Source organism: Luteolibacter sp., assembly GCF_039920825.1.
GTDB lineage: Bacteria > Verrucomicrobiota > Verrucomicrobiia > Verrucomicrobiales > Akkermansiaceae > Luteolibacter.
Genome location: NZ_JBDSCX010000042.1, coordinates 129,037 through 150,306 on the forward strand (window position 1 = coordinate 129,037; position 21,270 = coordinate 150,306).

A 21,270-nucleotide genomic window follows, 5' to 3' on the forward strand; every position below is an offset into this window, starting at 1 on the left:
TAGGAAAAGGCCGTGGCGCAGCAAAGTGACGTTCGGGAGGTTCTCCAATACATTCCTCAATTCCGCGGGAAGATCTTCTTCGTGCTCATCGAGGCTGGCATCCTGCCGGAACCCGCGGTCGCGGAGTCGTTGCTCGACCTTGCGGTGCTTGAGGACCTCGGCGTGAAGCTTGTGCTCGGGGTTCTGGGCGGGGATTTGAAGGATCTCTTTGACTGGACGCTGGAATGCGAAATCATGGCTGCCCGCGTTTCCCACCCGATCACTGATCAGCTTGCGGTGAAGGAGACGATGGAAATCCTGGCCCGCGGTCAGTCGGCGGTGATCGACGCCTCGGCGACCGGGCCGCTGGATTTTCCCGTGGTGGACTTTGCCCGACGCATTGGCGTGGCGAAGATCATCACGTTGCTAGAGGATGCGATCCTCATCGACGGCGCACCTGCCCATGCGATCCGCGCGGCGGATGCGGAGTCGCTCGTGGGCCGGACGGATACCGCCGGAGCCGCTTTGCTGCTCGCCGCGGCGGCGGCCTGCAAACACGGGGTGCCACGGGTGCATGTTCTCAATGGCCGCCAGCAGGGCGTGTTGGTGGACGAACTGTTTTCCAACGAAGGCGTCGGCACGATGATCCACGCCGACAGCTATCGGTTGATCCGCGACCTGCGCGAGGAGGATATTCCGGAGTTGTTAGGAATGATCGGCCGCTCGGTGAGGCGGACGAAACTGGTGGAGCGGACCTACGAGGACATCCAGTCGCGGGTCGAGGATTTTCACGTTATGGCGATCGACGACAACGTGGTGGGCTGCGTGGCGCTCCATGAATATGTCGAGGAAGGTTGTGCGGAAGTCGCCTGCCTGTACGTGAAGCAGGCGCACGAGGGCAGGGGATACGGCATCGATCTGGTCCGGCACGTGGAGAAAATCGCCCGCGAGCGCGGGATTCCCCGAGTTTTCGCGCTGAGCAACCGCGCGGCGGATTTTTTCACCGGGAGACTCGGTTACATCCCGGCAACGGTGGAGGATCTGCCGAGAAAACGTCGCGAACAATTTGAAGCAAGCGGGCGTGACTCTTTGGTTTTTTCGCTTAGGTTAGGGTGATCGAAAGTTCGATTTCACCCTCAAACCCATGAAAATGAAATTCTGCGGTGCCGCCGGCACCACCACCGGTTCGCAGCATCTGCTCGAAGTGAACAGCAAGCGCATCTTGCTCGACTGCGGGCTCTATCAGGGATCCCGCAAGCACGCCTATGATGTGAACTGCTGTTTTCCCTATTTTGATCCGAAATCGATCGACGTCGTGATCCTTTCGCACGCCCACATCGACCACAGCGGAAATCTGCCGAATCTAACGACCAAAGGTTTCACCGGCAACATCTACGCAACCCACGCGACGCGGGATCTTTGCCAGATCATGCTCGCCGACTGCGCGCGCATCCAGGAGAGCGACATCGAATGGGTCAACAAGCACCGGAAGAAGGAGGGCCTCGAACCCGCCGTGCCGCTCTATAACGAGCAGGACGCGGAGCATTGCCTGCGCCAGTTCGTGACGGTCAGCTACGACCGCCCGATCCTTGTTTCCGACGGAGTCACCGTGACTTTCATCGATGCCGGGCACATCCTCGGCAGCGCGCAGGTTTTGCTGGAAATCCACGATCAGGCGGATGGAAAAAACAAGCGGTTCCTCTTTTCCGGCGACGTCGGACGGGGAGGCAACGAAGTCCTGCGCGATCCGGTGGCGGTGAAGGATGTCGACTTCCTGCTGATGGAAAGTACTTACGGCGGACGCGAGCATGAAGCGCCTCCGGGCTATGGCGATCACTTCGGGGAGATCATCCGTCAGGCGGCCGGGCGTGGTGGGAAAATCCTGATCCCGGCGTTCGCCGTCGAACGGACCCAACAATTGCTGTTCGTGCTGCACGAGCTTTTCGAACGCGGGGAAATTCCCGCGCTTCCCGTTTATGTGGACAGTCCGCTGGCGGTCAGCGCGACGGAGATTTACCGATTACATCCCGACGCGTTCAATCAGGAAGTCTACGAATCGTTGTTCGAACGCGACAACCCGTTCGGCTTCGAAAATCTAACATTGGTGCGGTCGGTCAACGGATCGAAGGCGCTCAACGACATCGAAGGGGTGGCGATCATCATTTCCGCATCCGGCATGTGCGAGGCGGGTCGCATTCTGCACCATTTGAAAAACAATATCGGTGACCCGAAGACCACGGTGCTGTTCGTCGGTTACTGCGCGGACAATACGCTCGGCCGCCGCATCCGCGATGGTGAGAAGGAAGTGCCGATCCTTGGCGGGCGCTACAAGGTGCGGGCGAAAATCGAGATCATCGATTCGTTCTCCGGCCATGCGGATCACTCGGAGCTGTTGGACTATTTCCAACGAATGACCGGGCCGAAATCCCGCGTCTGGCTCGTGCATGGCGAGCCGGACAGCGCCGTGAAACTGCGGGACGCACTGGTGCCGCTGCACGACGGATCGATCGAAATCGCGGTGCTCGGCAGCGAGGTGGAGTTCTGAAATCCGGGAGTCGCCTGCAAATCGAATTTTACCCGTCTTTCCGCTTGAAGCGGGTGAAAGCTCATCGCACCGTTTTCGCACATGGCAGTCTCGAAGAATAAGAATTCACCGTCCCCCACGGAATTGATCGATTGGTTGAATGACGAAGGGGTTTTGGAGTTGGACTGGGATTTTCCCGAAGATGGAGATTTGTTTACAGCCGGATTGGATTCGATGGCAGTGATGCAGTTGGTCGTGGCTGTGGAGGATCGCTTCGAGGTCGAGCTCGGGCCTGAGGATCTGACGCGCGCGAATCTCGCGACGCCGACGACCTTGGCGGCGTTGATCGCCGTGAAGACTTCATGAAGTCAGCGCGCGAGACCTTCGACGTTGCGGTCATTGGCGGAGGAAGCGCGGGTCTTGCCGCCGCCGTCACCGCAGCCCGGCAGGGAGCGCGGACACTTTTGATAGAGCGCCACGGTTATCTTGGCGGCATGGGCACGGCTTCTCTCGTGCATTCGTTCTGCGGACTCTACCTGCTGCGCGATGAACCGGGCGCGGTCCTTGCGAATCCCGGTTTTGCCAGCGAAATGGCGGAGCGGATGATCGCCGCAACGGGCATCGGCCCGGTCCGTATGGGACGGGTGGACGTGCTGCCGCAACACCCGGTCGAGTTCGTGCGGATCGCGGACGAATTGATTTCCGCGGAGCCGATGATCGAGCTCCGGTTGCACAGCGAGGTGACTTCCATTTCCCGTGAGTCGGATTGGAATATCGGAATTTCCGGACGGTCTGGAGCGCAATCACTGACCGCCCGCGCCTTGGTCGATGCCTCGGGGGATGCCACTGCGGCTGCAATGTTAGGTCTGGACTCCGCGATGGTGGACGCGCCGCGTTTGCAGCGGCCGGCCTACGTTTTCGGAGTTCACCGACCGGGTGGATTGCTGGGTGACTCGGAGCGATTGGAAACCGCGGGATTGATCACGGAAGGAATCCGCGAGGGCTGCGTGCCGCGGGACGCGATGGGGCTGACCTTCCGTTCTTCGGGTCGCGACAGCGAAATTTTCGGCACGCTGGATCTCTCGGGCGGAGAAAATTATGATCCGTTCGATGCGAGGTGTTTGACGCAGTTGGAAATCCTGGGCCGTTCGATCGCCGCGAAAACGGTGGCGTGGCTTGCCGGCAAATCCGTGATTTGGAATGGATCCTACGTCAGTCAGTGGCCGGTGCGGGCCGGGGTCCGCGAGAGTCGCCGCTGGATCGGAGAATATGTTCTAACCGGATCTGACCTGTTGGCTGGAAATCGCTTCGAGGACGAGGTCGCTTTGGCAACCTGGCCCATGGAATTCCGTGAAACCGCACGCGGTCCGAAGTTGCGTTTTCCCAAGGAAAACCAACCTGCGGGAATCCCCTTGAGATGCCTGAAGCCGGTGGGCATGGATGGACTGTTCGTAGCGGGACGCTGCATTTCCGCGGATCACGAAGCGCAGGCTTCCATCCGCGTGATGGGCACTTGTTTTGCGACCGGCGAAGCGGCCGGGCGTGCGGCGGCTAGTTTTCGGCACCCCTGACTCGGATGAATTTGCGGCTGCCATCGACGGGGACGACCGCTTGCTTCAGCGTGTAGTTCGCGGGGACGCCGGTTTGATCGGGAATGGTCGGAACGACCGGACTAACCGGCCATGTTGTTTCCGAGAGCGTGGAGCTCTCCTGAAGCTGATAGGCCGCGTCGATATTGAGTTCCTTCCACGTGACGATCAGATTTCCGCCGCTGCGGTTGAACTGCGTGAGAGACGGGTCGGGTGAAGTCGCGGCGGTGCCGAAGAGGAATTCTTCAAGATTGGTGAAACCGTCTCCATCCGCATCATCCTGACGGGCCCGTTTGCCTGCGGGAAGCGTGCTTGCCCAGGAATCGAAAGCGGTGGCGAACGTGTCGGTTAGGACGACCAGGCTTCCCGTGGTTCCGGTCAGGCGCGGTGTCTGGATGCCGGGTGTGGCGCTGCCTTGGGGGACGTAGGTGCCGCGCAGGACCTGGACGCCATTCAAAAACAGGCTGCCAATGATGTCGGGCCCGCCGTAGGCGAGTTTCAACGTCGCGCCGGATGCGATGCGGACAGTCGCGGAGTCATTCAGTGAAGCGGTCCCGAGGACGAGTTCTCCGGCCTGGACCTGAGTATCGCCGGTGTAGGTGTTGGCGTTGCCGAGAGTGAGGGTTCCGTTGCCGGATTTGGCGAGACCTCCGTCTTTTGCATTCGCGCCGGCTAGCGTGCTGTGGACCAACGCCTGGGCGATGGTGACATTGGCTCCGTTGGTATCGATGAGTGCGCTCCCGTTGTGGACGTTGGCGGTGTCGAGGCCGGTCATGAACGCGGCGTTGTCGCCGCGGGCCTTGAGGGTGCCGCCATTGAAATTAAAAACGGCGGAGGATCCGGCAGCGGTTGCGATTTTGCTGATCTTTTGGGTGAAAAGCGTGCCGCCGTCCAAGTTGAGAATTCCGGTTCCGGTGCTCCCCGTGGTGGATCCGAAATTCACCCCGGCGGGGCCTGCGATATCGACTGAGCCGCCAGAGAGGTTTACCGTCCCTGGACCTGCGACCGAAACTACGAGACGCTGCGCGACCGTGCCGGTGATGCTCGCCGAGCCGCCAGATACATTCAGGATTCCCTCCGCGACATTGCCGACGACGATGTCACCTACCGAGGTCATGCTGCCACTGGTTAGGTTGAGGGTGCCTTTCACACCGCTCGCGCCGACGAGGATCGCGCCGCCGTTGATCGCCTGCAAAGTGCCGCCCTGAACATTGACCGTGCCCTCGCCGAGGTAGCCGATTTCGATGCGGTTGTTGGTGCAGTCATGGGAAACAATACCGCCGGTGGGAATATTGACGGTGGCATTGTCTCCTGAGACCGCTCCGATGCGGATGCTGTTGGACCCGACGCCGTTTCCGGTGCGCGAGAGTGTTCCGGCGACGTTCACGACCGTGCCATTTCCTGAAACCTGCAGGTTGTTGGTTCCGGTTTTCGCCACCGTCGCGCCTGCCGCGATGTTCAAGGTGCCCGGGCCTCCGATCGTGAAGACGGTGCTGGCGGTGTAGAGAACGGCGAGTGAATTTCCGATGGTCCCATTCTTCCCGGTGGCGACGAGAATCTTGCCGGTGAGGTTGAGGTTTCTGGCACTCGTCGCTGAGAGCGTGTAGCCGGAGTTGGTGAAATTGAGATTGGTCGCGGTGATCCCGTCGGCGGCGACGGTGATCGGGTAGGCGCCAGCCGCGCCATCCGAGCCGCCGAAGTTGGCTTCGATGCCGTTGACCCAGGGGTAGTTAGAAGCTCCACCGTTCCAAGGGATGTTTTGTGCGAGCGTGTTCCAGAGCCCTGCTGCCGGATTGATTGTCGCGCCGTTACCAGTGTTTCCGCTGTCCCAAGTCATGGTGGTGCCGGCGAAATTCGGTGGGCCGTAGAATTTCACCTCGCCAACATTGCAATGGCCGCCGCCGGGTGTGAGGTAGCGGACGTAGCGAAACACGGTCGGATTATTGATCGCGATGGTGGTGTAGATACCTTCCTGCGGTGTCACATCGACGGTGGCCAGCAGCGTCACGCCCGAGCTGAAATCCGCGACGTTGGAACCTTCGAATCTCCCGCCGACCATGCGCGATGACCATCCGGATCTCGGGTAGTAACTGATAGCCCGAACCTCGCGTCCGTTGCCATCGCCTAGGTCAAGTCCCGACCACGCGGTGTTGGCATCGGCGTCGGTGGAGTCGAAGGTGGTGCTGGTGCTGTTGTCGTAAGTCTTGTCACGGGTCGCGGTGCCGCCCCATGTGCCGCTCGTGCCGATATTGGTCGCTCCGGTGAAAGGGCTGTAGGAGGTGATGAAAGGCGCTGTTAGCGGTGGGGCGGCAGGAAGTGTGACGTCCGCGCTGACGGCGTGGGTCGATGCTCCGAAGGTGGGGCTGACCGCCTCGATCTCGATTTTATAAGTAGTTTCCGAGTTGATGCGGCGGCCCGCGGGCAGGAAATAGACATTGTTCAAACAGGCTCCCGCCCATGTCAGCGTGTTGTTCGCGTGGCGGATATAAACGTTGTATTGACGGAGTGCGTCGGGAGAAACGGTCCATTTCAACCGCAGGCTCACTGTATCCACGTCCACGCTGTTCATGGCCTCCACCAACACGTTGGAGGGAGCGGTAGGGACGACCGCCGCGCCGTCGAAAACGGCGAGCCGTCCGAGCTTCATGCTGTAACCGGTGATCGTACTGGCATTGGTGAATCGCAGCGAAATCAGAACGATCTTTTTCCCCGCATACGTGGCTAACGGAAAATTGGTGGTATTCCAGCCGGTGCTGGCCGAGGTGCCGACGTCGAGGTAAACGAACGTCGCCGGCGCGTCTTCGAATGCCAGCCCGACCTGCATGGCCGTTGCTCCCGTGGCTCCGCGTTTGTAGATCAACTGGAGGTTCGTATTGGCGGCGACGCTGAGACTGGTTTGATAGAGTTTGATGTCATTGGTGGCATTCAGATCGCCGGTGATTTTCAATGATGTGCCGCCGTAGTAGGGATCGCTGAAATCGAAGGCGGGGACCAGCTTCGTTCCGGTGCTCACCACGTTCCATTTCCAAGTGGGAAGGACATCCTGCGTGCTGAGATTCGTCCACGGGCCCGACGTGCTGATCGTGCCGTTGACCGCGGCCTGAGTGCCTTGGCCGAGGTTGAAATGGGTGACGAATGGTTTCGCCATGACCGGCGAATTCGCGGGGATGTAGTGGGCGATGCCGGGCCAGCTCGCTGTCGGATAGGCCGCATGGTTGACGGTGATGGCAGGATCGGATGCCGGGCCGCACCAGTAGCGGATTTCGCGTTTGATGGCGTCGGACGGATCCGAGTTGGAGGCATAGTTGAACGTCCACTCCGGTCGATAGATGCCGAGCGACACCCGGTGCGCCTGGCCTTCCGGGAAGACGCGTTCCCAATCCAGCGTGACGTTGTTTGCCTGGTTGGGGTCCGGCACGTAGCCACTGTCACCACGACTCTCCGTATCGATGCCCGCATAGAAGTCGTAGGGATCGAGTCCGAGGCTTTGGGCTAGGGTCCGGGAGTTCGCCAGATTGTTGGAATTCCACCACCAGAAATTCATGAACATCGTGTGGGCGCGCAGGGTTGTCCCCTCCTTCATGTAGCCGTCGTTGGTTGTGGTGAGGGCGTTTTGGAACGAACGGCTGCCGTTTTCCGCCATCGCGTCATACCAGATGATCTTCTGGTTCGCCGGGGCGTTGGCGCGATAGTAGACGATGAAGTCGCGCATGTTCTGCGCGTCGGTGGCGTTGGTCTGATAGTTTTCCTGATTGATGAACCAGCCGTCGAAATTGAAATAAGTCGCCGCCTCGATCATCTTTGCAGCCACGGGGAAAACCTTGTTCGGCGCTGTGCCGGTGTATTGTAGCAAGTCTCTAACGCCTTGCAGCGTGGCGTTGTCCGTGGAGCCGTTCCAGACGAAAAAGACATTGCCCATGATGGGCACCCCGTTGCGATGCGCCGCATCGATGACATGCGCCGGCGGCGCGGCGATGTAGCGGGTACCGGGCCGCGAGCTTCCCCAGTAGGTCATGTTGTCGATGTATTGCCACGACGTCGGCGCGTAATAGCGGGCGGTTCTTGCTCCCTGCGAGGGACATCCATCAAAGGCTACCAGGGGCATCACGCGACCTTCCTTCGTTCTGGCATGTGGATTCAGGTTCAGCGCCGCATTGAGCGCCGCATTTTCTGCGACTGTCGGCGGAGCGAAGCGAGTGGCCAACGGGACGAGGCTGCGATTGTAGGGGGCGTCCGCATCGGTGGCCGAACTCCAGGTGAGAATGCTGGTGGGTGTCCAGTTGGGAGCGCGCGGCTCGACGGCGGCCTGACCGTGGAGCAGGCATAATCCGCCCAAGGCAAGCGAGCCTTGTACCATCATCATCTTCAGAAACGTCATGCGCGGTGGATTTTCAGGCCAGGCCTTCCCGAGGTGGGTTGGAAGGTGGACAGGTAAAATCGCCGGGAAATGCCGATTTGCCTACCTACCTGTTTCAATAGGGAATTGGGCTCTCCGATTGCCGTTCGCTAGTGCCTGAGCTTGGGATCGTCGAGATCGAGACGGTAGAGGATCTGGTTGTAATTGTAGCGCGCCGTCGGTGATGCATGGTCGGCGAACTCGGCGGTATAGGTGCCTTCGAAAAGAATGAACGGGGCGTTTTCCGGAGTCAGGTCGTTTTGGATTTTCGGGTTGTAGAAGGTGTAGTTGTCATGAGTAAGGACTTTCACCGCCGACACCCAAGGGCCAAGTGGGGAATCGGCTTCGGCATACCAGATTTCTCCGAAGGTGGATGGCTTCCCGAAATTCTGGGTAAAAACGGCGATCCAACGCCTGCGGAATGCATTCCACGCGATGGAGCCGCGATGTGCCTGGACTTCGGAGTTGTCGGCGGCGGTGCGGGGATTGTCGGCTTTGGGAATTCTCTCCCAAGTGGCCGGATTTTTCCACGATTCGAAATCGTCCGGGCAACGCGCGGTCGGAAAGGGATCTCCGAAAAGCAGCCAGCTCTTTCCTTCGGGATCTTTCCAACGAACCGGATGTCCCTGGAGCGTGATGGGTTTCTGGCCATCGGATTTTTTCCAAAGAACTTTTTCCGGGAGGAATTTTTGAGAAGCCGCGTCCCACACGCAGAGGCCGGTTTCGTATTCCTCAAGATGGCCTTTGATCTTCGAGTAGGTCGCACCGAGATGGTTGTCGTCGAAGGAAATCATGCCGCCGAGCCAAGTCGGGCCGTCGCCGGGAATCTCAGCCACGCCGCGCGGCTTGCCCTTGTCATCGCGGAAATGGGTGAACGGCATCGCCAGTGGCGGTTCGAATTTTTTCAAGGGTTCCAACGGCACAGTGGCGGCGGTGGAGTTGTAAATGCCGAGCGGATAACCGGGCTGGATGGTGTCACCCCACAGATAGAAAAGTTTGCCGTCGAATTTCGCGGTGAGCACGGAATCGCAGCCGAAGACTCCGGTTTCGGGCAGCAGCGGGGGAATCCCGAGTTTTTCCCCTTCAGCGAAAAGTCCCGCGCCGGTGAGACGGCCGAGGCGTTTGGCGATGTTCCGGCGCTCGACCTCGATCCGGAATTTTCCTCCCGCCTTCAGCGTGGCCCGCACCCCCTCGAACCCGAAACCATCCTTGGACACGCCATAGCCGTGACCTTTTATGGTGAACCAAACCTCACGATCTAGCAGATCCGGATCCTCGATGGCGACCAGCCCGAGATTGTCGCTGACGTGAACCGTGTCGTGGACGCTGCGCAGCTCGACCAGTGGAACCGGCCAGCCATTCTCCTTGTCGACGATTTCAATCCGGCACGGTTCCACCGCGAACGCGGCTAGCGGCAACAGGCAAATGAGGGCAATTTTGAGCATGGCGGAATGAGCCGCTGTTTACGGGACCGAATGCAGAGTTGTATCGCAAAGGATTGGGAATAGATTCCGCCTGCCGACCTCTGAAAAGGGGATCAAACCCAGTCATGAAAAAGTGCCCCTATTGCGCCGAGGAAATCCAGGATGAAGCGATCAAATGCAAACATTGCGGGGAGTTTCTCGATGGTTCAAGACCACCGCAGCAGCAGGAAATCAAGCTTCCTTGGCACTTCAGGCCATCGCCCATCATCATGGTGGCGCTGACCGTGGCTCCTATGGCGCTGCCGATGGTCTGGTGGCATCCGCAGATGAACCGGAATTGGAAAATCGTGGCGACGGTCCTCATCCTGCTGCTGACTTGGGGGCAGATTGCGTTTTTCGTGGCCTTCCTTAAAGCGATCGACGAAGCGGTGAAAATGTTCCCGGGCGGAGGGCTGTCCTGAAGAGATCTAGCGCTTCATCGGTGCCTCGATGATTCCCTCGGCCGTTTCCTGCTTGAGACGGAGCTGGCCGCAGGCGGCGTCGATGTCGTGGCCTTTCTCGAGACGGAGGTTCGCCGTGACGCCGGCGTTCTGAAGGATTTGTTGGAAAGCCTTGCAGTGATTGTTAGGCGGGCGCTTCCACTCCAGTCCCTCGACAGTGTTGTAGGGAATGAGATTGACCTTCGCACCCAGTTTGCGCGCCTTTTTTGCAAGGATCGCAGCCTGTTCGAGCGAGTCGTTGACGTCCTGAATGAGGATGTATTCAAGCGTGAGGTGCTGTTTCTTTTTCGAGTTCCAGTATTCGAGCGCTTCGAACAGCTCGGCGACCGGCCACTTTTTGTTGATCGGCATGATCTGCTCGCGGACGTCATCGGTCGCGCCGTGTAGGGAAATCGCGAGGCGGATTTGCTGGGGGTGCTCAGCGAGTTTCTTGATCTGGGGGACGAGGCCGGAAGTGGAAATCGTGAGGTGGCGGGCGCCGAGGTGGAGTGTCTTTTCGCCGGTGATCAGCGAGATGGCGGCTAACAAATTATCGAGATTGGCCATCGGTTCGCCCATGCCCATGAAGACGAGCGAATCAACGCGCTCGCCGGATAACTGTTCGGCGGCTAACACCTGCCCGGCGATTTCCGATGCATCCAAATTTCGTGCGAAACCCGCGAGACCTGAAGCGCAAAATTTGCAGCCGTAGGCACAACCGACCTGTGAGGAAACACACAGCGTCCGGCGGTCTGACTTCTCTCCATAAAGCGCCGGGTTCGCCGGGATCATTACGCTTTCCACATAGCGGCCGTCATGCAGACGAAAGAGAAATTTGCGCGTGGTATCGGCGGAGCCTTGAGTCGTGCTGTGTTCGAGTGCGGTTAGACGGAACGACTCCGCCAATTTCGCCCGCAGCGCGGCGGGGAGATTCGTCATCGCGTCGTAGGACGTGACCTTCTTTTTCCAAACCCATTCGAGGATCTGGGCGGCGCGGAACGCAGGCTCGCCAGCATCCTTCAGCCAGGCGGCGAGGGATTCGGGAGATTGGCCGGTGAGAGCGGGGAGTGCCGGGTTGGAGAGAGGCGTTTTCAAATGTCTGGTTTGAGGAGTTCGAGCTCGAGTCCGTAGTTCCGATACTGGCTGAAGTCAGAATCGAAGGTAACGAAGCGTAAATTTCCGGAAATGGCAAAGGCGGCGAGGTATGCGTCCATCCAGACTTTGGGCGAGGCGGTGGGGCGATCCGCGAGTTGGAGCCAGAGGGCGCGGGTGCCGGGCGGTTCGTCGATGGTCGTGACGCGGGGATTGGAGAGCCAGAACTCCAAAGTTGCGATGGCGTCGCTGTTGGTGAAAGACGGCGAACCGGAAGATTTCTGGACTGCGGCCGTGGTGATCAGGCGGAGCCAGGAATGTTCGATGGCGCGCGTGATGCAGACGGGGTTGCGGCGAGTTGCCCGGAGTAATTCCGTCTTGGCGGGTTTATGAAATGGATGACCGGCGAAAGTGACCGAAACCCAAATATTCGAATCAAAGAGTGATGCCTGCACGTTGGAGGTCTTCTGCGAGGATGATGTCTTGCTCCATTTGAATGAGCTGTTCCGTAGTCATTTTTGATGCGGGGGCAGTCGGTCCACACTCGACGTAGGGAAAGCCTTCTGGACTTACTTTGATAAACGAAGGCAGCGCTTTTATCGCTGGTGCCGGAGTATTGAAGCCGATGCGAAGTGCGTGCTCCACGATGTCCTTGAGCTTTTTCCCTTCACGGGCGGCGCGAATTTTCGCCTCGCGCATCAGGTCATCGGGTAAATCCAAGGTCGTTTTCATGCCGGAATATTTCCATAAAGCTGGTTTTGTGTCAAATCGACACTCACTCCAACGCCGATCTCAGATCCGCCGCTGCGCTGCGGGCGCTGGCGGGCGGGGAGGGGACGAAGGCCCAGTCGTCTTCCGCAGCGGGTTCGAGGAGCGCATCGGCGATCTCGGTGTTGAGAGTGAGCGTGGCGGGTTCCTGGTGACTGGCGGCGACTTTGCTGGCGCGGGCAAGGGCAGCTAGGGCTGCAGGTGGGGCGCTGCTCGTGGATTGCAGACTGCGCGGGGTGCTGTCGACGGGTTCGAGATTGGTGATGGTCGCGGCTTCCGGGGCGGCTTTGAGTTCCTCGAATTTTCTAGCAGTGGTGAGCACGCGGGTTTCGAACGAGCCGATGGCGTTGTTGTAGTTCTCCACGGCGCTGCCTAACGAACGGCCGAGTTTGGAGAAATGGTCGGCGAGTTTTCCGAGTCGCTCATGGAGAGTGCGGCCGAGTTGGGAAATCTCACGGGCGTTTTCGGCGATGGATTCCTGACGCCAGCCGAATGCGACGGCGCGCAGCAATGCGATCAATGTCGTTGGTGTTGCTAGGATCACGCCTTGATCGACGCCACGCTCGATGAGACCCGGATCGCTTTGGAGAGCGGCGGAGAAGAAGGATTCGCTGGGCAGGAAGAGAACGACAAACTCCGGCGCTTGGGCAAATTGTGCGGAGTAGTTTTTTGAAGAAAGCTGTTGGATATGCGTGCGGACCTGGCGGGCGTGGCGATGAAGCGCTTCCTCGCGGGCGGTGTCTTCGGTGGCTTCTAACGCATCGAGGTAGCCGTCCATCGGTGTCTTGGAATCGACGACGATGGTTTTCCCGCCGGGCAGGCGGACGATGAGGTCGGGACGAAGTTTTTTGCCCTCGTCGGTGGTCGAGTTGTGTTGGATTTCGAAATCGCAGTGTTCCTGCATGCCGGCGAGCTCGACCACGCGGCGGAGCTGCATTTCGCCCCATTGACCGCGGCCGGTGGGTTGGCGCAGGGCTTTGACGAGCGAGGCGGTTTCACGTTGAAGGCCGAGCTGGCCCTCGCCGAGGGCGCGCACCTGCTCGCGGAGTTCGGAGTAGGCGCCTTCGCGGGATTTTTCGATTTCACCGATGCGCAGCTCGAATTTTCCGAGTGACTCGGCGACAGGTTTCACGAATGCCTCGATGGCGATCTTGCGCTTCTCGATCTCGCTCTTCGCTTCCTCGGTCTGAGTGGCGAGCGACGATTTGGCGAGGTGGAGAAATTGCTCGGAGCTGGACTTGAGGGCATCTGCGGACAGGGCTTTGAACGTGTCGGACAGCTTGATTTCCGCGCGTTCGAGCAGCGCTTGTTTTTCGGCGGCGGCCTTGAGTTCGGTTTCAAGACGGGACCGGATTTCGGTGAGCTGGTTGCGGAAAGTCTGGGCGTCCTGCTCGTTGCGCTCGGACTCGGCGTTGGAGTGGGCGAGGCGGGCTTCGATTTCCGCCGCGCGACGTTCCTCCGCCTTCAATCGTTCGGCTCCGGCGGCAATTTTTCCGGAAGCTGCGAGGCGGGTGAAAAGCCAGCCGAAGAAGAGACTGACGACGGCGGTGATGATTTCGGGAAGGTAAGGCTTAAGTTCTGGAGGAATCATGGTTTTGTCCTTGCGGCTGGCGGCTGGCTCGGTTTCGTAGAGAGCGTCGCCAATTTCCATCGTGGTAACGAACGGTCAGGCGATACGCAAACCAAACTCCTCAACTCCCATGGCATTCACACTTCCCGAACTCGGTTACGCCTACGACGCGCTCGAACCCCACATCGACGCAAAGACGATGGAAATCCATCACTCAAAGCATCACCAAGCGTATATCACCAACGTCAACAACGCTCTTGCCGGAAAACCGGAACTCGAAGCCAAGTCGCTTTGCGAACTTATCGGCGATCTCGCCTCCGTGCCCGACGACATCCGCGGCGCGGTCCGTAACAACGGCGGCGGTCACGCGAACCACAGCTTCTTCTGGAAAGTCATCGCTCCCGGTGGTGCGAAAGCTCCATCCGGCGATCTCGCAGCAGCCATCGACAAGGCATTCGGCTCGTTCGATGCCTTCAAAGAAGCATTCGCCAAAGCCGGTGCCACCCGCTTCGGCTCCGGCTGGGCGTGGCTCGTGAAAAAGGACGACGGCTCGCTCGCCGTTTGCTCCACCGCGAACCAAGACTGCCCGTGCATGGGCGCGGCCATCGCCGGCTGCGACGGCAAGCCAATCCTCGGACTCGACGTCTGGGAGCACGCCTACTACCTCAACTATCAGAACCGCCGTCCCGACTACATCACCGCGTTTTGGAGCGTGGTGAACTGGGATGTCGTCGCGGAAAACTTCGCGAAGTGAGGCTCCGATAGTCTTCTTGATCTCAATGATTCCAACAGCCGCCGGGGAAACTCCGCGGCTGTTTTTTCATCGCGATGCGTGGGCTTTGAGAATGCCCAGCACTTCGTTGATTGCCTCGGGATTTTGGTGGGCGCTGTGGTCGGAGGGAACGATGCGCTCGCTCTGGGATCCGTTCATGTGGGAACTCGAATAAGGCACGACGCCGTCGCTGGAGTTCGGCGAATCGCCACGGCCGCGGTCTCCGATGATGGTGTGATAGGGCACGCCGGGAGTGAGCGGCAGGGTGTTGATGGCCTTCACGAAACGGCTTTCGGGCGTGAGGGTATCCACGCTGTTGGCTCGGCGCCTGGGTTTGAGTTCGCTGGCAAGTCCTTGGGTGTGATTGAGCATTTCGCTGCTGGCGTCAGCGGCGAGGCGGGCGGGCCGGATGATGTAGCTGCAAAGGTGGCCGAACCAGCTCCTGGCGAGGTCGCAGCCACGCAACGGTGAAGCGATGAAAATCACCCGGCCGATCTCAGGCCGATGGGTGAAAACCAACTCGTCGCGGAAGTATTCGCGGGTGTGCGGCGAGAGTGGCACTTCATCGAGTGGTTTGCCGAAAATTTGTTTGGCGAGCTGATCGCCACTGTCGGTGAGCAACAGCCGGCTGATGCAGCCGCCCATGCTGTGGCCGATGACTACCATCGGTTTGCGTGCTGGGTAGCGCTTTTCGACTTCGTCTAACTGATGGCGCAGGATCGCGGCGGAATAGGGATAGGGGTATCCGCTGGGATAGCTGTAAAACCAGAACTGATAGTTTTTGCGGATCACCGGATCGCCACGCAGCTTGTTGATCATCGGCGTCCAAGTGGCCTGCGAATCCATCAGCCCGTGGACAACTAACACAATAGTCTTGTCCGGATCGTAGGGTTGGAGGCGCTCGATGGTGGCGGTGTGCGCGTATTTTTCCGGGTTGATGACGCGCCAGAATTCGGTTTTCGCCGGATCGGTCTCTTGGAGCATCACCGCGAGCGGCACGGTGAAATCCGCGGCGAGCGGAAACGTGTGTCCGTCGAACCTTACTGTTTCCTCGTCGAGCGGGTCGTGAAACGTGAGCACACATCGCCGGCCCTGGAAGCGGGCGACCGGGGTTACGCAGCGGAAGATGCGTGACGGCACGAAGTTCTCCCGGCGGCCTTCTGTTTTCGACACGCGTTCCGCCGCCACGAGCGGTGCGCCGAGGCCGGCGCGCGTGGTGCGCTCGGTGACGTATCTGCCGTTGACGTCGAACTGGTCCGCCGGCGTGAAGTCGTAGAGGGCGGGGTTCCACTCCGGGCGCGGATCGGGTTTTGCCGAGAGTAGATAGTCGCCGTGCTCGCTCGGGATTGTGAGCGGCTTCGACCACGCGTCGATCTTCGCGTTTTTGATGATCTCGAAAATGCGGCTCAACGCGAAATTGTAGTCGCGCCGCGCGGTGGCGTTCGCGGGGTCTCGGTGCAATTCACGCGAAGCGATGTCGAGCGCCTCCACGCAATCGCCGAGTGCCACGAGCGGTTTTGAGTGATCTCCTTGCAGCGCGCGCTGGATTTCGTTTTCCGCGGAAGCGAGCGCACCAATCCCCGGAGGACCTTGGAGAGTTGCAACTTTCATTTTGACCTCGGCGTACTGCTGGGCGCAATTGGCGAGGGTCAGGATTGCGGAGATGGCAACCGATCGAAAGAGCATGGCGGAACAGGTCAGTTTTAGAAAATCGTCGCGGTCAAACGCTTCCGCACGAGAGGTTGATTAGTAGGAAAGACCGTGGGGACCTCAAGTTGCTTTGCCAATCTTCGAATCCGTGGCGACCGGGATTTTTCGTTTTTCCCATGGGAGGAAATCGGTGTTAACAGTCATCCGTGAGTTCACCCGAATGCCCGAAACTGCCGGAGGTTGGCGCAGAGCAGAAGATTACCGAGAAGGATGTCCGCGAGCAGGAAATCTTCGAGCTGGAGAACCCGGACCGCTCGTTGCTATCAGGACCGAGTTCGCGACTGCACAATTTATCAACGATCTTCCATGTCGCGATGGACCTTCTCCGCGGCTTCCGCGCGCTGCATTTCGCCGGGCCGTGCGTGACGATTTTCGGTTCCGCCCGAACCAGACCGGGCAGCCGTTATTATGAGATGGCGAAAAACATGGGAGCTGCCAGCGCGAGGTTGGGATTTACGGTGGTGACCGGCGGTGGACCGGGAATCATGCAGGCGGCCAATCAAGGGGCCTTCGAGGCGGGCGGACGATCCATCGGTGTGAACATCGAGCTGCCGTTCGAGCAGGCGCTCAATCCCTACGTTCAGGGCTCGGTCACCATGCGTTACTTTTTCACCCGCAAGGTGGTCCTCGTGAAATACTCATATGCCTTCATCGTCCTCCCCGGAGGCGCGGGGACAATGGATGAAATGTTCGAAACGATGACCCTCATCCAGACGGGTAAATTGAAGGTTTTTCCCATCGTTCTGATGGGAAAGGACTACTGGCAGCCGCTGATGGATTTCGTTTATCGGATGGCGGAGGAAGGGACTATCAACCCGGACGATCCGGAACTCATTTTCTTCACGGATGATGTTGAGGATGCCGTCGCGCATTTGCAACGGCATGCGGTCAGGCAGTTCGGCCTGCGGAGGAAAAAGCATCCGCATCCGATCAAGATGCTGGGAGAAAAGGCGCTTTGACCTTGGACTGCGTGCAGCCTGCTGCCGCTTTGTGCCCGCAGCCTGCTGCGGCACTTGTGAAGGACATGAATCGTTTGTGAAGGACTACCGCACTCCCCGCAGCAGGCTGCAAATGCTTAAAGCGGCAGCAGGCTGCACGCAGTACAAGGTCACGGCTTCGGCAGGAAATACCCGCGCTGCTTGTCGGAAATCGGCAGGCCGATCTTTTCCATCACCGCGAGCATGTCCTCCCACACCTGGCGTTTCACGTTATTACTGCCGCCGCTCTGGAGCAGGTAGCTCGGGTGATAGGTCACCCGCACCGGAGTTCCTTCGAAATCATGCCACGGTCCGCGCATCGATGTCACCGTGCCTTCCAGTCCTAACAATCCCTCCGCCGCCGTGCCGCCGAGGGCGATGACGCACTCCGGTTTCACGATGCCGATCTCCGCTCTAACGAACGGCATGCACGCCGCCATTTCCTCGGGCGTCGGTTTGCGGTTGTTCGTCGTTTGCTTGGGCGTCGCGGGGCGGAATTTGACGATGTTGGAAATGTAAACTTGTTCGCGGGAAATCCCCATCGCCTTGAGAATGTCGTTCAGCTTCTGGCCGGCGGGTCCGACGAACGGCTCGCGCTCGCGTTCCTCCTGATAGCCCGGTGCCTCGCCGACGAGCATCACCCGCGCATCGGGATTTCCCGTGGCGAACACCATCGTTTCCCGCAGCGATCCGAGCGACTTGGCAGGTCCCCAGTTTTCCGCCTGCTGCCGGAGCGATGCCAGTTGCTCCGCTTTCGTCGAACCCGCGATGGACAACGATTTCGAAACGACGACCGGTTTCGGCTCCTCATTCAAGGTGATCGTCGGTAAGGGCTCGCGAACCGCCGGAACTGCGGCGGACACCGTCACAGGCTCCACGGCTGCAGGCGCGGCTCCACCGGTTTTCGCCCGATTGAAAATGTCGCGCAGCACCTCGCGCGCGCCATCGTCCAGATGCACGTGCGACACCCCGCGGGCTTTTTCAGCTTCGAGAAATTCCAGCAGCACATCGACAGGGCGAATCACGCGGCGACGCTAGCGAGTTGCCCCGCGCGGTGCAACTGCTGGATTCCCGGTCCGGTCCTTCTCCTTGCCGGGTGGGGGGAATTGGGCCATCTTCCGCCGCGCCCGCCCGCAGCGACGTTCATCCGACCATGTCAAAATTCCCGAAATTTCCCGCCACCCTCTCCGCACCGACTTGGTATTCGGCTCCGCGGTTGTGGCGGACTTTGAGCAAAGCGGCGCTCAGTGCCGGTCGGAAAACCCTGCTCACCGCGCTCACGCTTTTCTACTGCCTGCAGGATCGCGACACCCCGACTTGGGCGAAGGGTGTCATCGTCGGAGCCTTGGGATACCTCGTTTTACCCACCGATTTGATCCCGGACATCATTCCCGGCATCGGCTATGGCGACGACTGGGGCGCTCTGGTTGCGGCGCTTGGCACGGTCGCCGCTTACATCAAGGATGAGCACAAATCGAAGGCCCTCGCCCAAGTGGAGCGCCTTTTCGGTTCGCCGAATCCAGCCCCGCCGCCGGAATTCATCGAATAAAACGCCCGCCAATTCAGTATCACCGGGCGCTTGCCGTCCATTTCACCATGAAACCGACTCTCCTTCTTCTCTTCGCCCTGTTTTCCTCACTCGTCGCGGCCTTCGCCGGGGTCGGCGTCGATCAGGATGAATTCGCGAAAAACCTGGGTGGCTGGAAAAAGCCCGGGAAATACGTCGATTACGAGCTCTCCGGTGCCAACTACCGGACCTACAAGCCCGAATCCAGCCCCACTCCCGATGGCGGGATCTTTGTTTCGATCCGCATCGACTACCTCCGCGGCTGGCTCGCCTCCGACGACCACGCCACTCTCGAAATCACGGTCAGCTCGAAGGGGGCCATCGTCGCCGCCCAATCGACCATCGCCATCCAAGGGCAGTCGATTGCCAGTGACGTCATCGTCGGCTCCAGCGAGGCAGGTAAGGAAATCATCAATCCCAACCGCACCGTTCAAATCGGCACCGACCTGGTCTCGAACCTAACGGCGAAACTGCTTCTTGAAAATATCGTTGAAGCCGGCCGCGTGTCGTTTCCCGCTGTCATCCGCCACAACTACAACCGCATCTTCCAAGCCATCAGGGTCGAGGGCATCGCAGTCATGACGGCTGTAGCCATTCCTGACGAACCGATCGTTCTTCCTCCCGTGCCGCCCCCCGCACCTCCAGCGGTGACCCCTCCTGTGGCACCGGTTTTGCCAACCACACCGGCTGTAACACCGGCACCGGTCGCACCGGCAACGCCACCGATCACTCCAGCCTCACCCACGCCAACCCTGCCGGTCACTCCTGCGGCTCCCGATCCCGCGAAGCCGGCCACCGTGCCGCTGGAGATCAAGCAATACTAACATCGGTGAGCGTTTATCCTCGCGGATGAAATTTCTTGTGCACCGATTTCAACCGCTGCCGATCGACGTGAGTGTAAATCTGGGTCGTGGAAATATCCGCGTGGCCTAGCAGTTCCTGGATCACTCGCAGATCCGCGCCGCCTTCCAGCAGATGCGTGGCGAAGGAATGCCGCAGCAGGTGGGGGTAAATATTCTGATCGATCCCCGCCATTTTCGCCCGTTCCTTCACGATCTGCCGCACCCGGTCCGGTGATAGCGGTCCGCCCCGCACGCTGATGAAAAGGTGCGACGACGTCTTCTTTGTCACCAACTCGGGCCGCTCGTTGGTCAGGTAGCTGGCAATTGCCTCGCGCGCCTTGTTGCCCACCCTCACGATGCGAGTCTTGCCACCCTTGCCGGTGACGCGGATGAAACCTTCCTCGAAATCCATCATCTCCATTCGCAGCTTGCACAGCTCCGACAGCCGAAGCCCCGACGAGTAGAACAATTCCAGAATCGCCAGATCCCGTCGCCCTAACGGCTGCGCCGGATCGATGGACTCCAACAGTGTCACCAACTGCGACGCATGCAGTGTTTCCGGCAACGTCATGTCCGGCTTCGGCGCCAGCAGCGGCTCCGCCGGATCCATCTCCAGCTTCTCCTTCCCCGCCAGCCAGCGGAAAAACACTTTCAGGTGCACCGTGGTGATCCGCAGCGATGCCGCATTCAGCCCCTCCGCTTTCCTTTGCGTGAGAAATGCAGCGAGCTCGTCGGTTCCCACATCCCGCAGGGAAATTCCTTTCTTCCCCAGCCACCCCGCCAACGCGTCCAAAGTCTGCCGCACCGATGCCTGATAGGCATCGGATAGTCCGCGCTCGGTTGCCAGAAACCGGATGAATCGATCGGCGTTTGCTTCCATCACTCGGCTCCGACCATCGCCCCCGTGCCTCAGCGAGTAAAGGCACTAAGATGAGCACTCCAGAGAAGAATCATCGCCAAATTTGATGCGCTCGACGACCTTCGTGTAATCGATGGTGCTGATTTCCGTCGTATCCAACTCGACAAGCAAACCCGGAAGGGCGAGGGGCTGCGGATTGCTGCTGAAGATCCGGTGGTGGGCCTCGTCAAGATTCTCAGCGTCCACATGGCCGGGATGACGCTCCCCGGAGAGCGCGCGTTCCTGAAATCTCTTCCACTGGCAATCCGCGCTGGCAGTGCAGAACACCTGTGTCGTTTCGACACCGTACTTCCGGGCCAGTTCTCCGAGAGTCGCACCAGCTCGTTCTGAAAAGTTCGCTTCAAGCACCAGACAAGGAATCTGTGAGTGGAAGAATTCTTCCGCGAGTGCGAACAAAAGGTCATAGCTCGCGGAACCAAGTTGGACAGACCATTTGCGGTCCGAATGTCCGAGCGAATCAAATAGGGTTTCCTTGATCGTGTCGCGGGCAAGGAGCGGAACACGCATTTCCTCCGCCAGATACCTTCCAAGGTGGGTCTTCCCCGTAGCCGGTGCCCCGCTGATGATGATGGCCTTCATTTGATCTGTTGGACGCCATCTTTCATGTCCTTAGCCAGCGCAGATAACGCTTCCGGTGGCAAGGTAGAAGCCTCCAAATCAGT

At 59.5% G+C, this 21,270-nt stretch carries 19 protein-coding genes; 9 read left to right on the forward strand and 10 right to left on the reverse strand.

Features of this window, described 5'->3' with window-relative positions; genetic code table 11:
* The first annotated feature begins 12 nt into the window (after positions 1-12).
* From ABIQ96_RS13030 to ABIQ96_RS13045, 4 genes are all read left to right on the forward strand, one after another.
* On the forward strand, positions 13-1,095 hold the full coding sequence (locus ABIQ96_RS13030; RefSeq protein ID WP_348215035.1) for a GNAT family N-acetyltransferase: 1,083 nt from the start codon (positions 13-15) through the stop codon (positions 1,093-1,095).
* Between the two features lie 28 nt (positions 1,096-1,123).
* Positions 1,124-2,524, forward strand: coding sequence for an MBL fold metallo-hydrolase (locus tag ABIQ96_RS13035; RefSeq protein WP_348215036.1), 1,401 nt, complete (start codon positions 1,124-1,126; stop codon positions 2,522-2,524).
* Between the two features lie 81 nt (positions 2,525-2,605).
* A complete protein-coding gene (locus ABIQ96_RS13040; protein WP_348215037.1) occupies positions 2,606-2,869 on the forward strand; it encodes a phosphopantetheine-binding protein in 264 nt (87 codons plus the stop codon).
* Positions 2,866-4,074, forward strand: a complete 1,209-nt coding sequence (locus tag ABIQ96_RS13045; RefSeq protein WP_348215038.1) for an FAD-dependent oxidoreductase — start codon at positions 2,866-2,868, stop codon at positions 4,072-4,074. The genes ABIQ96_RS13040 and ABIQ96_RS13045 overlap by 4 nt, the downstream gene beginning before the upstream one ends.
* Here the strand turns inward: ABIQ96_RS13045 and ABIQ96_RS13050 are convergent.
* A complete protein-coding gene (locus ABIQ96_RS13050) occupies positions 4,055-8,470 on the reverse strand; it encodes an autotransporter-associated beta strand repeat-containing protein (RefSeq protein WP_348215039.1) in 4,416 nt (1,471 codons plus the stop codon). The two genes, ABIQ96_RS13045 and ABIQ96_RS13050, sit on opposite strands and share 20 nt — an antisense overlap.
* A 128-nt stretch (positions 8,471-8,598) precedes the next feature.
* Positions 8,599-9,933, reverse strand: a complete 1,335-nt coding sequence (locus tag ABIQ96_RS13055; RefSeq protein ID WP_348215040.1) for a hypothetical protein — start codon at positions 9,931-9,933, stop codon at positions 8,599-8,601.
* Between the two features lie 104 nt (positions 9,934-10,037).
* On the opposite strand from ABIQ96_RS13055, the gene ABIQ96_RS13060 reads away from it, so the two are divergent.
* Positions 10,038-10,373 carry a zinc ribbon domain-containing protein gene (locus tag ABIQ96_RS13060; protein WP_348215041.1) on the forward strand — a complete coding sequence of 112 codons (336 nt, stop codon included), beginning with the start codon at positions 10,038-10,040 and terminating at the stop codon, positions 10,371-10,373.
* Between the two features lie 6 nt (positions 10,374-10,379).
* On the opposite strand, the gene rlmN is transcribed toward ABIQ96_RS13060, so the two are convergent.
* Genes rlmN through rmuC form a run of 4 tightly spaced genes read right to left on the reverse strand, consistent with a single transcriptional unit; the run spans position 10,380 to position 13,902 of the window.
* Complete coding sequence (gene rlmN / locus ABIQ96_RS13065) at positions 10,380-11,486, reverse strand: 23S rRNA (adenine(2503)-C(2))-methyltransferase RlmN (RefSeq protein WP_348215042.1); 1,107 nt, start codon at positions 11,484-11,486, stop codon at positions 10,380-10,382.
* Positions 11,483-11,938, reverse strand: a complete 456-nt coding sequence (locus ABIQ96_RS13070) for a TA system VapC family ribonuclease toxin (protein WP_348215043.1) — start codon at positions 11,936-11,938, stop codon at positions 11,483-11,485. Before ABIQ96_RS13070 ends, rlmN begins: the two co-directional genes overlap by 4 nt.
* On the reverse strand, positions 11,919-12,215 hold the full coding sequence (locus ABIQ96_RS13075) for an antitoxin (protein WP_348215044.1): 297 nt from the start codon (positions 12,213-12,215) through the stop codon (positions 11,919-11,921). The genes ABIQ96_RS13070 and ABIQ96_RS13075 overlap by 20 nt, the downstream gene beginning before the upstream one ends.
* A 43-nt stretch (positions 12,216-12,258) precedes the next feature.
* On the reverse strand, positions 12,259-13,902 hold the full coding sequence (gene rmuC, locus ABIQ96_RS13080) for a DNA recombination protein RmuC (RefSeq protein WP_348215045.1): 1,644 nt from the start codon (positions 13,900-13,902) through the stop codon (positions 12,259-12,261).
* 49 nt (positions 13,903-13,951) lie between these two features.
* Here rmuC and ABIQ96_RS13085 point away from each other — a divergent pair, with 49 nt between their 5' ends.
* Positions 13,952-14,575 carry a superoxide dismutase gene (locus ABIQ96_RS13085; RefSeq protein ID WP_348215046.1) on the forward strand — a complete coding sequence of 208 codons (624 nt, stop codon included), beginning with the start codon at positions 13,952-13,954 and terminating at the stop codon, positions 14,573-14,575.
* 66 nt (positions 14,576-14,641) lie between these two features.
* Here the strand turns inward: ABIQ96_RS13085 and ABIQ96_RS13090 are convergent, their stop codons facing one another.
* Entirely contained in the window at positions 14,642-16,279 is a 1,638-nt protein-coding gene (locus ABIQ96_RS13090) for an alpha/beta hydrolase (RefSeq protein ID WP_348215047.1), read from the reverse strand.
* Positions 16,280-16,449: 170 nt separating this feature from the next.
* Between ABIQ96_RS13090 and ABIQ96_RS13095 the strand changes: the two genes are divergently transcribed.
* Positions 16,450-17,262, forward strand: coding sequence for a TIGR00730 family Rossman fold protein (locus tag ABIQ96_RS13095; protein WP_348215048.1), 813 nt, complete (start codon positions 16,450-16,452; stop codon positions 17,260-17,262).
* 149 nt (positions 17,263-17,411) lie between these two features.
* Here the strand turns inward: ABIQ96_RS13095 and ABIQ96_RS13100 are convergent, their stop codons facing one another.
* Positions 17,412-18,305 (reverse strand): uracil-DNA glycosylase, encoded by an 894-nt coding sequence (locus ABIQ96_RS13100; protein WP_348215049.1) that lies wholly within the window; start codon positions 18,303-18,305, stop codon positions 17,412-17,414.
* A 128-nt stretch (positions 18,306-18,433) separates the two neighbouring features.
* Between ABIQ96_RS13100 and ABIQ96_RS13105 the strand changes: the two genes are divergently transcribed.
* Together ABIQ96_RS13105 and ABIQ96_RS13110 are read left to right on the forward strand one after the other, a co-directional pair.
* Complete coding sequence (locus ABIQ96_RS13105; RefSeq protein WP_348215050.1) at positions 18,434-18,829, forward strand: YkvA family protein; 396 nt, start codon at positions 18,434-18,436, stop codon at positions 18,827-18,829.
* Positions 18,830-18,876: 47 nt separating this feature from the next.
* On the forward strand, positions 18,877-19,671 hold the full coding sequence (locus ABIQ96_RS13110) for a hypothetical protein (RefSeq protein ID WP_348215051.1): 795 nt from the start codon (positions 18,877-18,879) through the stop codon (positions 19,669-19,671).
* Between the two features lie 13 nt (positions 19,672-19,684).
* Here the strand turns inward: ABIQ96_RS13110 and xerA are convergent, their stop codons facing one another.
* Together xerA and ABIQ96_RS13120 are read right to left on the reverse strand one after the other, a co-directional pair.
* Positions 19,685-20,569: a site-specific tyrosine recombinase/integron integrase gene (gene xerA, locus ABIQ96_RS13115; protein ID WP_348215052.1), complete on the reverse strand. Its 885-nt coding sequence runs from the start codon at positions 20,567-20,569 to the stop codon at positions 19,685-19,687.
* 45 nt (positions 20,570-20,614) lie between these two features.
* Positions 20,615-21,187: an ATP-binding protein gene (locus ABIQ96_RS13120; RefSeq protein WP_348215053.1), complete on the reverse strand. Its 573-nt coding sequence runs from the start codon at positions 21,185-21,187 to the stop codon at positions 20,615-20,617.
* Positions 21,188-21,270 lie beyond the last annotated feature (83 nt).